Origin of the sequence: Rhodococcus sp. NPDC003318, from assembly GCF_042879035.1 — a bacterium.
In the GTDB taxonomy this organism is placed as follows: Bacteria; Actinomycetota; Actinomycetes; order Mycobacteriales; family Mycobacteriaceae; genus Rhodococcus_G.
Map to the genome: position 1 here is coordinate 74,900 of NZ_JBIAOU010000003.1, position 13,967 is coordinate 88,866.

At 65.3% G+C, this 13,967-nt stretch carries 13 protein-coding genes; 1 reads left to right on the forward strand and 12 read right to left on the reverse strand.

Annotated elements, in window-relative coordinates:
• Positions 1-62: 62 nt before the first annotated feature.
• Positions 63-830 carry an SDR family NAD(P)-dependent oxidoreductase gene (locus tag ACFYVR_RS07750; RefSeq protein ID WP_387471366.1) on the forward strand — a complete coding sequence of 256 codons (768 nt, stop codon included), beginning with the start codon at positions 63-65 and terminating at the stop codon, positions 828-830.
• 56 nt (positions 831-886) lie between these two features.
• On the opposite strand, the gene ACFYVR_RS07755 is transcribed toward ACFYVR_RS07750, so the two are convergent.
• The 12 genes from ACFYVR_RS07755 to ACFYVR_RS07810 form a co-directional block, all read right to left on the reverse strand.
• Positions 887-1,672: a TetR family transcriptional regulator gene (locus ACFYVR_RS07755; protein WP_387471368.1), complete on the reverse strand. Its 786-nt coding sequence runs from the start codon at positions 1,670-1,672 to the stop codon at positions 887-889.
• Between the two features lie 259 nt (positions 1,673-1,931).
• A complete protein-coding gene (locus ACFYVR_RS07760) occupies positions 1,932-2,657 on the reverse strand; it encodes a TetR/AcrR family transcriptional regulator (protein ID WP_387471370.1) in 726 nt (241 codons plus the stop codon).
• Between the two features lie 197 nt (positions 2,658-2,854).
• Positions 2,855-3,457 (reverse strand): enoyl-CoA hydratase/isomerase family protein, encoded by a 603-nt coding sequence (locus tag ACFYVR_RS07765; RefSeq protein ID WP_387471372.1) that lies wholly within the window; start codon positions 3,455-3,457, stop codon positions 2,855-2,857.
• A gap of 355 nt (positions 3,458-3,812) precedes the next feature.
• On the reverse strand, positions 3,813-5,351 hold the full coding sequence (locus ACFYVR_RS07770) for an ABC transporter substrate-binding protein (protein ID WP_387471374.1): 1,539 nt from the start codon (positions 5,349-5,351) through the stop codon (positions 3,813-3,815).
• Between the two features lie 137 nt (positions 5,352-5,488).
• A complete protein-coding gene (locus ACFYVR_RS07775; RefSeq protein WP_387471376.1) occupies positions 5,489-6,478 on the reverse strand; it encodes an ABC transporter ATP-binding protein in 990 nt (329 codons plus the stop codon).
• Positions 6,478-7,596 (reverse strand): ABC transporter ATP-binding protein, encoded by a 1,119-nt coding sequence (locus tag ACFYVR_RS07780; protein WP_387471378.1) that lies wholly within the window; start codon positions 7,594-7,596, stop codon positions 6,478-6,480. The genes ACFYVR_RS07775 and ACFYVR_RS07780 overlap by 1 nt, the downstream gene beginning before the upstream one ends.
• Entirely contained in the window at positions 7,593-8,498 is a 906-nt protein-coding gene (locus ACFYVR_RS07785; RefSeq protein ID WP_387471380.1) for an ABC transporter permease, read from the reverse strand. The genes ACFYVR_RS07780 and ACFYVR_RS07785 overlap by 4 nt, the downstream gene beginning before the upstream one ends.
• Positions 8,495-9,460 (reverse strand): ABC transporter permease, encoded by a 966-nt coding sequence (locus tag ACFYVR_RS07790; protein ID WP_387471382.1) that lies wholly within the window; start codon positions 9,458-9,460, stop codon positions 8,495-8,497. The genes ACFYVR_RS07785 and ACFYVR_RS07790 overlap by 4 nt, the downstream gene beginning before the upstream one ends.
• 74 nt (positions 9,461-9,534) lie before the next feature.
• Positions 9,535-10,908 (reverse strand): cytochrome P450, encoded by a 1,374-nt coding sequence (locus ACFYVR_RS07795; protein ID WP_387471384.1) that lies wholly within the window; start codon positions 10,906-10,908, stop codon positions 9,535-9,537.
• 76 nt (positions 10,909-10,984) lie between these two features.
• Positions 10,985-11,179 carry a ferredoxin gene (locus tag ACFYVR_RS07800; RefSeq protein ID WP_387471386.1) on the reverse strand — a complete coding sequence of 65 codons (195 nt, stop codon included), beginning with the start codon at positions 11,177-11,179 and terminating at the stop codon, positions 10,985-10,987.
• Positions 11,180-11,215: 36 nt separating this feature from the next.
• On the reverse strand, positions 11,216-12,076 hold the full coding sequence (locus ACFYVR_RS07805) for a mycofactocin-coupled SDR family oxidoreductase (RefSeq protein ID WP_387471388.1): 861 nt from the start codon (positions 12,074-12,076) through the stop codon (positions 11,216-11,218).
• 57 nt (positions 12,077-12,133) lie between these two features.
• Positions 12,134-13,588 carry an aldehyde dehydrogenase family protein gene (locus ACFYVR_RS07810; protein ID WP_387471390.1) on the reverse strand — a complete coding sequence of 485 codons (1,455 nt, stop codon included), beginning with the start codon at positions 13,586-13,588 and terminating at the stop codon, positions 12,134-12,136.
• Positions 13,589-13,967 lie beyond the last annotated feature (379 nt).

Sequence of the window (13,967 nt, forward strand, 5' to 3'; positions counted from 1 at the left end):
TCGTCGCCGGCCCGACCTACGGGCCGGCGACGGCGGGCCTCGACAGGCAGGAGTGAATCGGTATGGCTTCGAGCGGTAGGCGGACCGGCCGGGTGGCGGTCGTGACCGGGGGAGCGTCCGGCATCGGCCGAGCGGTTTCCGTCCGGCTCGCCCGTGAGGGCTACGCCGTCGCCGTCCTGGACGTCGACGGCGACGGCGCCGAGGTGGCCGCCGCGGAACTGCGCGCCGCGGGTGGCCGGGCCGTGGGCCACCGGGTCGACGTGAGCGATCGGGCGCAACTCGATCGCGCCGTCGCGGCCGTCCGCAGCGAGCTCGGCCCCGTCGCGGTGCTGGTCACCAGTGCGGCGGTGGCGGTTCAGGAGCCTTTCGCCGAGACCACGACGGAATCGTGGAACCGCGTCCTCGCCATCAATCTCACGGGCACCTTCAACTGCGTCCAGTCCGTGATCGCGGACATGGTGGACGCCGGGTGGGGCAGGATCGTGCTGATCTCGTCCTCGAGCGGGCAGCACGGTGCGCGGAACATGGCGGCCTACTCGGCTTCGAAGGGCGGCGTGATCGCGCTGACGAAGACGCTGGCGCTGGAGTACGCGTCGTCCGGTCTCACCGTCAACAACATTGCGCCCTCGGCCATCGACACACCGAGCCTGCGCAGGAAGCAGGAGGCGGGGATGCTGCCGGCGAGCGATGTGCTGGGGAAGAATCTTCCCGTCGGCCGCATCGGAACGGGCGAGGACATCGCCGCGTCCTGCGCCTTCCTCTGCTCGGACGACGCCTCGTTCATCACCGGGCAGACGATGGGCGTCAACGGCGGCACGTTCCTCGGGTGACGCCCGTCCCGATCGGTGATCGGGACGGGCGTTCGCTGCCCGCCCCGATCGCGGTCCTAGCTTGCAGACTCCTCGTCGGACTCTTCCTTGGGTGGAAGCTTGAGCTGGCTGCGCCTCTTACCGCTGCCGAGGGTGGCTTGAGCCGATGCGGTGGCCGGGCCCAGCGGCGCTTCCAGCCCGGAGGTCAGGAACTGCACCAGGTCCTCGAGCAGAATGTCGAGCGGAAGGGGGAGCTCCTCGCCGGCGGCGAGGATCGCCTGGTAGCGCGCCAGGGTGTGCACGGTGCCGGTGAGCATGAGCATCGAGCGCTCTTCCAGGACCTCCTCGGAGAGGTCGGACAGAAGTCGGCCCAACAGGCTCAGGATCGTGCTGGCCGTCGCCGAGGGAATGATCGGATCCGCAGTCCCCCCGAGGTGCGAGTACCCGCCGTTCTCGAGAATGTAGCGGGACATGAAGGCGAGATAGTGGTTGTCCTCGGTGAGGTGGCTGGCCAGCGGGAGCATGAACACCCGCACCAGGTCGGAGATCTGCGGTTGTCCGCGGACCATCAGATCCGCGAACATCTCGACCCGGCGTTCCTCGCTGGCCTGGGCTCGGAGCGCGATGATCTCGGAGACGAGGGATTCCCGGTCGCCGAAGTGATACTGCACGACGGCATGGTTCTTCTGTCCCGCGGCGATGCCGATGTCGCGAAGCGGAACCGCGGCGATGCCGCGTTCGGCGAACAGCTGCTCGGCCGTGACGAGCAGCAACTGGCGGGTGGCGTCCCCGCGTGAGTTGACCCGCTCCTTGCCCGCGGGCCGCCCCGCCCCGCCGTCGTTCGAAGGTGGTGCTACAGGCATATTTCGCACGGGGACAGCGACTCGCGCAGGTGCCGCCCCGCCTCCTCTCGTCTCTCATCTGCATCCGCGGTGAAACACAACCCGGCTGCTCATCTTGTTGTTGGGCCGGATCGACCACGCCCCCCTGGCGCATCTGGATCGGCGTACCCTACCTCAGATCGATAATACCTACCGGCACCTTAATCGACAGTCCGATATGTCCGATTCTCGTGGGCCTCCGTCCAACCGGATAGCGCGTAATCTCAAGGAAAGTGCGGCGTCACGCGGTGAACGGGTTGTGTGGACCGTACAAAACCGATACCCGTTCCATGCTGAGGGCCCCTGCTGAATCGCGCGCGGACTGAAAGCGCAGGGTGGCTGATCCGACCGGCGCCGCGAGGCCTGAGGTCAAGAATTGCACCAGGTCCTCGACGTGCGTGTCGAGGGGGAGGGGAAGCTGTTCACCCGACGCCAGGATCGCCTGGTAGCGAGCAAGGGTGTGCAGCATGCCGGTCAGCATGAGCATGCAGCGCTCTTCGATGACCTCCGCGGAAAGGTCCGACAGCAGACGCCGCAAGAGGCTCAGAATTGCGCTTGCCGTCGAGGACGGGATTGTGGAGTACCCGGCGCGCACGAGGCGTGAGTACCCGCCGTACTCGAGCACGTATCGGGACATGAACGGGAGATAGTAGTTGTCCTGGTCCAGGTGGATCGCCAACGGCGACACGAAGGTCCGTACCAGGTCGGAGATCTGCGGTTGCCCGCGCACCATCAGGTCGGCGAACATCTCCAGTCGGATCGCCTCGCTGGACCGCGCCCGTTGCGCGATGATCGCCGACACCAGGGACTCGCGGTCTCCGAAGTGGTACTGCACCGCCGCATGGTTCTTCTGCCCGGCCGCCATACCGATGTCACGAAGCGGGGTGGCCGCGATGCCGCGCTGGGCAAACAACTGTTCCGCCGTGGCGAGGATCAGCTGACGCGTCGCGTCACCACGAGAATTCACCCGGTCCCTACCGGTGGCTGACCGACGGTTCCCGCCGTCGTTCGACGGCCTCTTGTCAGCCGGCCCAGTCACCTGCCACCACCAACGCTCGACTCGTATCGGTTAGGGGACCGGTCGTCGCGACTCGGTCCAGCGGATCAATTCGGTGTCCCCTGTGGAACACCACCCGAAAATTCGGCGTGCCTCGCCGATCGCGGTCAGCGCTCGCCGTCACCCGCGATGCGCTCCCTGGCAATGCGCGTCGCCAGGGAGCGCAGTTCCTGTAACGGAACCACCGAGTCGACGATGCCCAGCTCCAGCGCCTCGCCGGCGGAAGCGGTGATTCGCCCAGCCGGGACGTCGCCGGCAGCTGCCGCCACCTGCTCGCTTCCATTGCGGGCGAAGTGGTCGACGTCGATGGCGACGTGTTCGGCGGCGACGACGACGTCGGCGTCACGCAGGAAGACCCGGGCCTCGTTCCGGGCGAGCCCGTTGACGGCGACGATCAGGTGCTGCTCGACGCCGCACTCCCGCGGTCCCATCGCCAGGGCCGACGGCGTGTCCCGGACCGCCTTCGAATCCAGCCCGACGGTGAAGGCTTCGGTCCCCGTACCGACGAGGATCACCGCCTTCACCGCGGAATTCGTACTCAGGGACGTCCAGACCGCGCGCAGCTCGGAGACCATCGACGAGCTCATCGAATTCGCTGCCATGGGTCGGTTGATCTCGACCCATGCCAGGTCGTCCTCTTCGCTGTAGAGGATTCCGGCAACTGTTGAAATCGAACCGCTCTCGGCGATTTCCATCTCGACCCTGCTCATGCCATTCGCCCATCGTGCGGTACCCGTTTGCTGACTGGCCGTGCAATCGGTGCTGTCGGGGTGGCGGTGGTATCCGTCCGACACCCACTCCGAGACGGAAGGTATTCCATCTCGGAATCTGCGCCTACTTGCATCGTGTCGCGATGACATCCTTGTCAACCGATTTCGATAAATTTAAGCAAACTACATTAATATGCGCAAGGCGGTGCTCGCGCGACGTGCTGTGACGTTGGCCCGGCGTGGCCGTGAGAGGCCCAGGAGGCGACACCGTCCCGGACGCGACCGGGCACGGTGTCGGTCGCCGGAAGCCACGAGGGTGGACCGACTCAGACCGGTCGGCCCACCCGCGTTGCGATCAGTTGAGCCAGACCTTCTCCCAGTCCCACGCGGCGCCTGCGCCGGTCGGAACGATCTGGACGCCCTGTACGTCCTTGTCCGAGACGAGGTACGAGTCGATGTAGTTCCAGGTCCGCATCGGCGCGTCCTTGGCGATCTGGATGTTGGCGGACTCGTAGGCCTTGTTCACCTCGGCGGGGTCGGTCGACGAGCGAGTGGTCTCGAGCGCTGCGTCGACCGCGGGGTTCGAGTAGCCGGTGGTGTTCTGCGCTCCGTTCGTGTGGAACAGATCGAACATCAGGTCCCGAGTCGGCGACTGGAACGTGGTGAGCAGGAGTTGGTAGTCACCCTGGCGCTGCTTCGACAGCAGAACCGGAGCCTCGAGGGGAACGATCGTGGCGGTCAGACCCTTGATCTTCTGCAGCTGTGCCTGGAGCAACTGGGACGACTGCTCCATCACCGGGAAGCCGGCGTAACTCGTGATCGTAACGGTTTCGCTGGTCTTTCCGGTCCGCTTGAGGTAGTCGTCGAACTGCTTCTGGGACTCGCTCAGGTCGAAATTCGGGTACGCGGCGGAGGTGTCGCCCGGGCGTAGGAACGCCTCGGCGGGCTCGGCAACTTTGTCGAGTGCATCGACGAACTGGTCGTTGTCGATGGCGTGCAGGATCGCGCTCCGTAGACCCTCGTCCTGGAGGGAGGCATTCTTGTAGTTGAAAATCACTCCGCTGCCGCCGTAGACGTTCGCCTCGTCGACCCGGAAGCCGTTGCTCTCCATCTTCGACGCGTCGACTTCGTTCGAGGCATTCGCGACGGACGCTTCGCCGCTCAGGAGGGCGTTGAACTTCTGCTCCTCGCTGGTGACGATCTTGATCGTCATCGCGTCGAGGTAGGGCAGGCCCTGCTCGAAGTACGTCGGGTTCTTGACGAGCTTCAGTTCGGAGTTGCGGACCCACGACTGCACGGTGAAGGGGCCGGCGCCGACGGGCTTGGTGCCGACTTCCGCTCCGGCCGCCTGGATCGCGGTGGGAGAACCGATGGCTCCCAGGCCACGGACCAGCTGCCAGGGGAACTGGTAGTTCGGCTTGTCGAGCGTGACGCTCACCGTGGTCGGATCGACGACCGCCCAGGTGACACCCCGGGTGGCCGCCAGTGCGCCGGACAGCGTCGCGGGGTCCTTGATACGGTTCCAGTTGAAGACAACGGCGTCCGCATCGAACGGGGTGCCATCGCTGAACTTGACGCCATCGCGCAGCTTCAGGGTCCAGTTCGCGCCGTCCGGGCTCTCGAACGACTGGGCGAGGTAGGGGACGATCTTGTCGTTCTCGGCGTCGTAGCGCAGCAAGGTGCCGAAGATCGGCGAGCAGCGCTGGTACGCAACCAGACCGCAGATCGCGGGGTCGAGCGACTGGGTCTCGCCGACGAAGGCCGAGACCAGCGTGCCGCCCGGTTTCGGGTCGCCGGTCGCCTCCCCGCTGTCGTCGGACGAGGAACAACCTGCCAGGGTCAGACCCGCGACGACAACCGTCGCGAGTGCCCCGAGGGCTCGGCGTGATCTCATACTTCTACTCCTGTACTCGGACTCCAACATTTGTATGTCGAGACGCGCAACCCGACATGTGCCCTGGACTGGAACATGCTGTGTTGCAGTGAAACTGGTCTCCGAAGCGATTCTGTCGGGTGCTCCGGATGTGCGGGTCAGTCGAGCGGGAAGTGACATGCGACGTAGCGTCCTGGACGCACCTCGCGGATCTCCGGTTCCTCGGAGCCGCACCTGTCCTGTGCCAGTGGGCATCTCGTGCGGAACCGGCACCCGCTCGGTGGATCCAGCGGCGAGGGGAGATCGCCGGACAGGGATGCCTCCCTCACCGGGGCATCGGGGTCCGCTTCCGGAATGGACTGTGCCAGTGCACGAGTGTAGGGATGTGCCGGTGCGCTGAACAGCTCGTCCGAGCTGCCGATCTCGCAGATCTTCCCGAGATACATCACCACGATGCGGTCGCTGAGGTTCTTCACGACGGCCAGGTCGTGGGCGATGAACACCAGCGTCAGCTGATACCGGTCCTTCATCTCGTGCAGCAGGTTCATGATCTGAGCCTGAACCGACACGTCCAGGGCCGACACCGGCTCGTCGCAGACGACCACTTCCGGGTCGAGCACCATCGCGCGGGCGATGGAGATTCGCTGACACTGACCACCCGAGAACTCGTGCGGCCGGCGATCCGGAGCCGTGTCCGGATCGAGACCGACCCGCTCGATCACGGCCTGCGTCCGCTCCTGGATCTCCTTCTCACTCAGGTCGCCCTGGATGCGCAGGCCCTCGGCGATGATGTCCTTGACCTTGCGCAACGGGTTCAGCGACGAGATCGGGTCCTGGAAGATCATCTGGAGCTTCCGGCGCTGGCGCCGCAGCGCCGTTCCCTTGAGACCGACGACGTCGACGCCGTCGAGCTCGACGACTCCGGAGGTCGGTGCGGGCAGCTGCATGATCGCCTTGGCCACACTCGACTTGCCGCAGCCCGACTCGCCGACCAGTCCGATCGTCTCGCCGCGGACCGCGTCGAAACTGACGTCCGACACGGCGTGCACGCGCTGTCCGCCGCGACCGGGGTATTCCACCACCAGGTTTCGAACACTCAGGACGACGTCGTCCCGGTCGCGCAGGTGCGCGGTTCCACTGCCAGCCATCAGGCCATCACCTCATTGAAGACCGGGGTGCCCGCAGCGGTGACACCGGCGTCGATGTTTCGTCGACGGGCGGCATCTCCCTCGGCGGTTCCCAGGGGGAAGAAACAGGCGGCCGAGTGCTCCGGCGTCGCCGGACCGACCTGGAGGGTGGGGGTCTCCTCGAGGCAGCGAGGCTGCGCCGAGGCACACCGTGACGCAAAACTGCACGCGGCCGGGGGGTCGATGATGATCGGCGGTCGCCCGGGGATGGACGGAAGCCGGGTGCGGCTCGCGTGCGACACCTTGGGGATCGCGTCGATGAGCGCCTTCGTGTACGGATGGCGCATGTTCGCGAACAACTCACGGGTGGGTGCCTTCTCGACGACGCGCCCGGCGTACATCACCGCGATGGTGTCGGCACGGCCCGCGACCACACCCAGGTCGTGGGTGATGAGGATCATCGACATACCCGACTCCTCCTGCAGGTTCTGCAGCAGGTTCAGGATCTGGTGCTGCACCGTCACGTCCAGTGCCGTGGTCGGCTCGTCCGCGATGAGCAGTTTCGGTGAGCACGAGATGGCCAGGGCGATGGTGACGCGCTGACGCATACCGCCCGAGAGGTTGTGCGGGTACTGGTTGAACCGCTTCTCCGGCTCGGGAATACCCACCAGCCCCAGCAGCCGGATCGCCTCGGCCTTGGCCTGCTTCTTGTCGAGACCGAGGTGGTACCGCAGGGTCTCGGTCAGCTGGTTGCCGACCGTCATCACCGGTGTCAGTGACGTCATCGGGTCTTGGAACACCATGGACAGGTCCACGCCCCACAGGTGCGGGTTGTCCTTGGTACTCACGGTCGCCAGGTCGACACCGTTGAGGACGATCTGGCTGCCCGGCAGAACGTGGGCGTTGGTGGCCAGGATCTTCATGATCGCGCGGGACAGGACGGACTTGCCCGATCCGGACTCGCCCACGATGCCGAGCGTCTCGCCACGCCGCAGCTCGAGGTTGACTCCCTCGACGGCGCGGACCAGGCCTCGGGGGGTCTCGAACCACACGCGCAGATCCTTGACCTGCAGTACCTTGGCCGAACCTGCCTCCACTGCAGGGTTCACCTGCGCGGGGGACTTGATCGCGTGGCTCATATCGCCGCATCCTTTCCAACACGTCCGCGAGCCCAGTCACCGATCCTGTTGAAGGAGAACACGGTGATGAAGAAGAACAGCGCCGGGATCAGCACGAGATGCGGATGCTGGCTCATCTGTTCACGGCCGGCGGCCAGCATGCCGCCCCAGCTCGGTGTAGGCGGGGGCACGCCGACACCGAGGAAACTCAAGGAACCCTCGGCGATCACCAGCGTCGCCATCACGACCAACGCCAGCGACAGGATCGGAAGCATGACGTTGGCGAGCAGCTCGCGAACGAGAATCCGGAATGGCGAGGCGCCCAGTGCTTTCGCCGCAGTGACGAACTCTCGTTCCGAGAACGCCAACGTGTTGGCCCGTGCCACTCGGGCGAAGTTCGGAATGCCCATGAAGGCCAGCGCCGCCACCAGGGTGGGCAGGCTCGGCTCGAGCACCGTCACCATCGCGATCAGGAAGATCAGCGGCGGGAACGACAGCGTGAAGTTGACGAAGAACGAGACAACCTTGTCGGTCTTCCCGCCGAAGAAGCCGGCGAGCATGCCCAGCGCCACACCGATCAGCAGCGAGATGCTGGTTGCACCGATGGCGACGGCGAGTGACACGCGAGCGCCGTAAATCAAGCGGGACAGGGAGTCTCGACCGATTGTGTCGGTGCCGAGGAGATGGCCCTCGGTGCCGGGCGGTGCGCTGAAGAAGTTGGAGACCTCGTTCGGATCGGGCAGAGGAAGCACATTTGCGAAGATCGCCCCCAGGCACACGACGGCAATCCAGATGATTCCGATCAGCGCTCCGATGTCCCGGCGGCGCCGCTTCGGCTTGATGTTCGCGTCAGGCAGTGCGGTCTTCTCGGCCGGCTCCGCCGCGGTGACGGGGGCAGGCGACTGCTGGAGAAGTTCGCTCATGATGCCTTTTCCTTCCTGACCCTCGGGTCGAGCAGCGGATAGGTCAGATCGACCAGGGTGTTGACGAGGATGTATCCGACAGCGCAGACGAGCACCACGGCCTGCACGACGACGTAGTCACGTGCGTTGATGCCGGTGATGGCCAGGGTTCCCAGACCGGGCAGGGAGAAGATGGCCTCGACCAGCACGGTGCCGCCGATGAGCCGGCCGATCACCATGCCCGACACGGTCACCAGTGAGAAGGAGGACTGCTTCAACGCGTGCCCGGAGAGGATCCGCCACGTCGGCAGGCCTCGTGCGCGCGCCGACAGGACGTGGTCCTGTTGCAGCGTGGCCATCATGTCGCCCTTGAGGATCCGCAAGAAGAGCACGATCTCGGATGCGGCGAGGGTGACAACCGGAAGAATGATCTTCTGGATGTGCTCGGCCGGATCCTCCGAGAACGGCACCCACCCCATCGGGGGAAAGATCTTCAGCGTCATCGCGAAGACGAAGATGAGCACGATACCCAGAACGAACGACGGTGTGGCAAGCAGCGCCGACGAGACGATCGTGGATACCCGATCGACGATCCCGCCTGGACGGTACGCCGCCCAGACTGCCGTCGGAATCGACACCACGAGAGCCAGGAGCACGGACAGGAAGGCGATCTCGAGCGAGACCGGCAGGCGTTCGGCGATGGCCTCTCCGACCGGCTGACCGGTCTGGAACGACGTGCCGAAGTCACCGTGGAGGACACCACCGAGCCAACTGAGGTACTGCTGGATCAGTGGCTGGTCGAGTCCGTGTGCCGCCTCGGCGGCCGCGATCTGCTCCTCGGTGGCATCCGGTGGAAGAAGTGCATCCAGTGGACCGCCCGGAATCAGTTTGAGGAGCAGGAACACTGCCACTGACACTGCGAACAACAGCAGCAGGAACTGGACCAGTGAACCAGCGCGCCGCCTCAACTCCCATGTCTTCACTTTTCCACCATCTCTTCACATCCCAATCTTCAATCGCGGTGGAAGCTGAGCCGATACGTCGGCGCTGCCTCGGATCAAGCGCCCTCGGGCGCGGCTGCCATCTGTGCCGTGACCGGCTCGGCGAGCCGCTCCTCGTTGACGATCTTCTGAACACGCTCGATCGTCTCTTCCAGACCGGGGCCCAGGCGCTTGCCGGGCGTGAACGTGGCGGGCAGGTTCACCAGTCCGTTGATCTGCGCCACGGATTCGTAGTGCACGACCTTGTCGGTGTCGACGACGAAGTCGGGCATGCGGGTGAGCACCGCGGCGAGCATCTTCTTGAACACGACGCGAGCGACGTTCGAGCCGATGCAGCGGTGGACACCGAGGCCGAATGCCGCGTGCCGGTTCGCCCGACGATCGAAGTCGACCTCGTCCGGGTTCGGGAAGATCTCGGCGGAACGGTTGGCCATCGCCCACGAGAGCCAGACGCGCTCACCCTCCTTGAGCTGGATGCCGTCGACCTCCATGTCCTGGCTGATCGTTCGTCCGTCACCCTGCGCCGGGGTGAAGTAGCGGAGGAACTCCTCCGTTGCCCCGTCGAGGAGGGTGTCGATCTCACGGATGAGTCGAGCCCGCTGTTCGGGGTGCTGGGAGAGCCACAGGATGGACTGGCCCGTCAGTGCGGTCGTGGTGTCGAAGCCGCCACCGACCAGCAACGAAGCAGTACCGGTGATCAGCTCGTCGGTGAGCGGCTGCCCGACGACCGTCGTCTTGATGAGCGCATCGAGCAGACCGGGACGCGGCTCGACCCGAATCTTCTTGATCCAGTCCGCGAGGGCGGCCCGACTGTCCTCGTTCATCTTCCGCACCCGAGCGAAGTCGGGCGAATGCGGCGGGGTGTACATGAGCGCGTGGGCCGGCTCGTTGTGGATCACCCAGTCGGTCAGCGGCAGGCCGAGCAGACCCATCGTCACGACCGCCGGAACGACGTTCGCCAGGTCGTACACGAAATCGATACTGCCGCTTTCGATCTTTTCATCGAGGCACGCTCGCACGAGTTCCTCGATGACCGGTACCCACCGGGAAACGGCTGCCGGCGACAGGTAGGGATTGATCGCCTTCCGGTAGTCGGTCTGCTCCGGCGGATGCAGCTCGAGGAACGAGGGCTCCCGGTAGGGCCCCTCCATCTTGAACGACGGGATGGAGATGCCCTTGTACCCGTTCACCAATCCGTCGACATCCCGGAAGCTGGTCACCGAATCGGTCTGGCGGGCAAGCGCGAAGACCTCGTTCATCCCGCTGGCCACCCAGTGGCCCTCATAGGACTCCGACCACGCGAGCGGGCACTTCGCGTGGAGCTCCTGAGCCTTCTCGGCGAACTCGTCACGGAAGCGAGGCCCGTGCCGCTCGAAGTCGATCGGGCATCTCTTCAGATCGTCGGTGTTGAGGACATCGTCCGTTGTCATGATTGCTCCGGGATACATCGAAGGCGCTCTTCTCGAAGCGCCAGAGGAGGTTACAGGTCAGGGTTCGGGGTGCGTGTCAAGCGATCTCGGAGATCGCGCGCTCCGGGCACGAGCGCACCGCTTCGCTGGCCACGCCTTCGAACTCGTCGGGGACCTCACCGTCGATCGCATAACCGTGACCGTCCTCGTCCCTGAGTGCGAAGACGTCGGGGGCGAGCATCGCGCAGATGGTGTGGCCCTGGCAGACCTTGTCGTCGACGTTGACCTTCATTGTGGATCTCTCCTTCTCGAAAAACTTTGTCTGCCGCTAGATGTGGAAGCCCTGGAACTTCAGGTAGCCGCCCGCGTCGACGCGCATCTGGGTTCCGGTCACGTAGCGGGCCTCGTCGGAGGCGAGGTAGACCACGGCGTTGCTGATGTCGACGGGCTCGACCCACGGAATCGGAAGGGCCTGCTGAACCTTGAACGCCTCGCGCGCGTCGTCGAGGGTCGGCTGCTCGAGGTCGGGGCGGAAGATCTTGTACATTGCGTCGCTTTGCAGCATCGCGGTGTTGACGTTCGTCGGGTGAACGACGTTCGCGCGGATCATCTGATCGGACAGTGCACGGGCGAGCTCGTGAATGTAGTGCGAGAGCATCAACTTCGCCACGGTGTACCCCTGGCCGCCCGGATCGGCACCGGGGTTGTCCATCTTCTCCGTCGGCATGAACGCCGCGGTCGATCCGGTCGCGATGATCGACGCACCCGCCTTCAGGTGCGGAATCGCGACGTGGATCGTGTTCTGCGCGCCCATCAGGTTCACCCCGATGACGTCCAGCCAACCCTGCATTCCCATCGTCCCGAGCATCGGGCAGATGCCGGCATTGGCAACCACGACGTCGAGCTTGCCGAACGCCTCGAGCCCCTGCGCGAGAGCGGCTTCCAGCTGGGAGGTCTCACGGACATCCGCCTCGACGGCGACGATCCGCCGGCCGTGGGCCTCGACCAGTCGGGCGGTCTCCTTCAGGTCCTCGGGCCGGGAGAGAGCGTATGTGTTGGACTCGATGTCGCGACACAGGTCGACCGCGATGATGTCGGCGCCCTCTTCCGCGAGCCGCACCGCGTGACTGCGTCCCTGTCCGCGGGCCGCGCCGGTGATGAATGCGACCTTGCCTTCGACTCTGCCCATCGAATTCTCCTCACGAGCAAATCTCACTGGTGCTGAATGATCGAGTTTGTCGGTGAATCAGGCAGGCCGGGCGATGGACTTGACCTCGAGGAAGTCCTCGAGTCCCTCGACGCCCCATTCGCGGCCGAGCCCGCTCTGCTTGTAGCCGCCGAACGGCATCGACGGGTGATTCCAGGTGGCGCCGTTGACGCTGATGGCACCGGTGCGCATTCCGCGGGCCACCCCTGTCGCGCGTTCGGTGTCCGCGCTCCACACGGTGCCGGCGAGGCCGTAGACGGTGTTGTTCGAGATCGCGACCGCATCGGCCTCGTCCTCGTAGGGGAGCACGCACAGCAGGGGACCGAAGATCTCCTCCTGGGCCACGGGCGCGAGGGAGTCGATGTCGGTGACGACGGTCGGCTCGACCCAGTAGCCCTTCTCGAACCGGTCGCTGGCGTTGCCGCCCAACACGACCCGGCCGTCCCGCTTGGCGAGCTCGAAGTAGCGCTGCACGGACTCGTACTGCCGCTTGTTGGCCAGCGGGCCCATGTAGTTGGCGGGGTCGTTGACGTCACCCCACGGGAACTTCTCCATGGCCGCGACCGCGAGGTCGACCGCATCGCCGAGACGCGAACGGGGAACGAGCAGGCGGGACGGGATGCCGCAGCCTTGGCCGGCGTGGCTGCACGTGCCGGCCACGACCCGCGGGACGAGCGCGCCGAAGTCCGCGTCGTCGAGCAGGATCGTCGACGACTTGCCGCCGAGCTCGAGGGTCACGCGCTTGACCGTCGGCGCGGCCGCGGCCATGATCCGACGGCCTGTGGTGGTCGATCCGGTGAAGGTGACCGCGTCCACCGCCGGGTGGGTGGTCAGAACTTCCGCGACCTCGTTGTCGTCGGTGGTGACGATGTTGACCACGCCTGCGGGAATGTCGGTGTGCTCGAGGATGATCCGGCCGATCTCGAGGGTGTTCCACGGGGTGTCCGGTGCCGGCTTGAGGACGACGGTGCATCCGGACGCCAGGGTGGGAAGCAGCTTCACGAGCGCCATGTGGAACGGGTAGTTCCACGGGGTGATCGCCGAGACGACTCCGGCCGCTTCGCGTCGCACGATGCGGCGCGCCGCCTCGTCACCGGGGATGGGGGTGATGACCCGCTCGAACTCGTAGTTCCCGAGCAGGTCGGTGAAGTGGCTGATCATCTCGATCGAGCGGTCCAGCCCGACGTCGTAGGTCAGGGCGATGGGCAGACCGGCCTCGGCGACGATGATCGGCCGCAACGCGTCGGCGTTCTTGCGAAGAGCGGTCTGCAGCTGGATCAGGCACGTGCGGCGGAAGTCGGCGTCGGTCGACCAGCTCGTGGTGTCGAAGGCGCGGCGGGCCGCGAGGATTGCGCGCTCGACGTCGGCCACACCGGCCTTCGGTGCGGTGCCGATGACGTCTTCGTTGGCCGGGTTGATGTTCTCGTAGGTGTGACCCCCGGTCGAGGCAACCAGTTCGCCGTCGATCAGCATGCGGTATTCGGAACTGCTCATGAGTCACTTCCCTTGAAGTTCGGATCGTTAGGGCAGGTAGGGGTGGCCGTCAACGCGTTACGGAGGTCAGGAGCCGTGACTTCCGTTGGGGCTGTTGAGAATCGTCCGGATGCGGGCGAAGGTGTTCGGGTGGGCTGCGCAACTTCGGCGTCTCGCTCGTGACGATTCGTGGGCTGGTCGGTACCTGCTCTCAAAGCTCTTAGTCCAGAGGTCGATCGGGTCGGGCGTCCGGGTTCGTCGTGGCCCTGTGCCGTGACGAGTCCCTGTTCTACCCACCTATATGACGTACTTAACCTTGTTGACGCAGTGAGACATTGACCACACGTACTCTAGATCGTGCTCTTGATTAAGACAAGTATCTGTCTGTTGGTGCGCTCAG

Coding starts and splice junctions, on each gene's coding strand:
- ACFYVR_RS07765 (WP_387471372.1), bottom strand. CDS start 3,457: ATGAGCAGGGTCGAGATGGAAATCGCCGAGAGCGGTTCGATTTCAACA.
- ACFYVR_RS07800 (WP_387471386.1), bottom strand. CDS start 11,179: ATGAAGGTCAACGTCGACGACAAGGTCTGCCAGGGCCACACCATCTGC.
- ACFYVR_RS07805 (WP_387471388.1), bottom strand. CDS start 12,076: ATGGGCAGAGTCGAAGGCAAGGTCGCATTCATCACCGGCGCGGCCCGC.
- ACFYVR_RS07780 (WP_387471378.1), bottom strand. CDS start 7,596: ATGAGCCACGCGATCAAGTCCCCCGCGCAGGTGAACCCTGCAGTGGAG.
- ACFYVR_RS07755 (WP_387471368.1), bottom strand. CDS start 1,672: ATGCCTGTAGCACCACCTTCGAACGACGGCGGGGCGGGGCGGCCCGCG.
- ACFYVR_RS07775 (WP_387471376.1), bottom strand. CDS start 6,478: ATGGCTGGCAGTGGAACCGCGCACCTGCGCGACCGGGACGACGTCGTC.
- ACFYVR_RS07785 (WP_387471380.1), bottom strand. CDS start 8,498: ATGAGCGAACTTCTCCAGCAGTCGCCTGCCCCCGTCACCGCGGCGGAG.
- ACFYVR_RS07750 (WP_387471366.1), top strand. CDS start 63: ATGGCTTCGAGCGGTAGGCGGACCGGCCGGGTGGCGGTCGTGACCGGG.
- ACFYVR_RS07795 (WP_387471384.1), bottom strand. CDS start 10,908: ATGACAACGGACGATGTCCTCAACACCGACGATCTGAAGAGATGCCCG.
- ACFYVR_RS07770 (WP_387471374.1), bottom strand. CDS start 5,351: ATGAGATCACGCCGAGCCCTCGGGGCACTCGCGACGGTTGTCGTCGCG.
- ACFYVR_RS07810 (WP_387471390.1), bottom strand. CDS start 13,588: ATGAGCAGTTCCGAATACCGCATGCTGATCGACGGCGAACTGGTTGCC.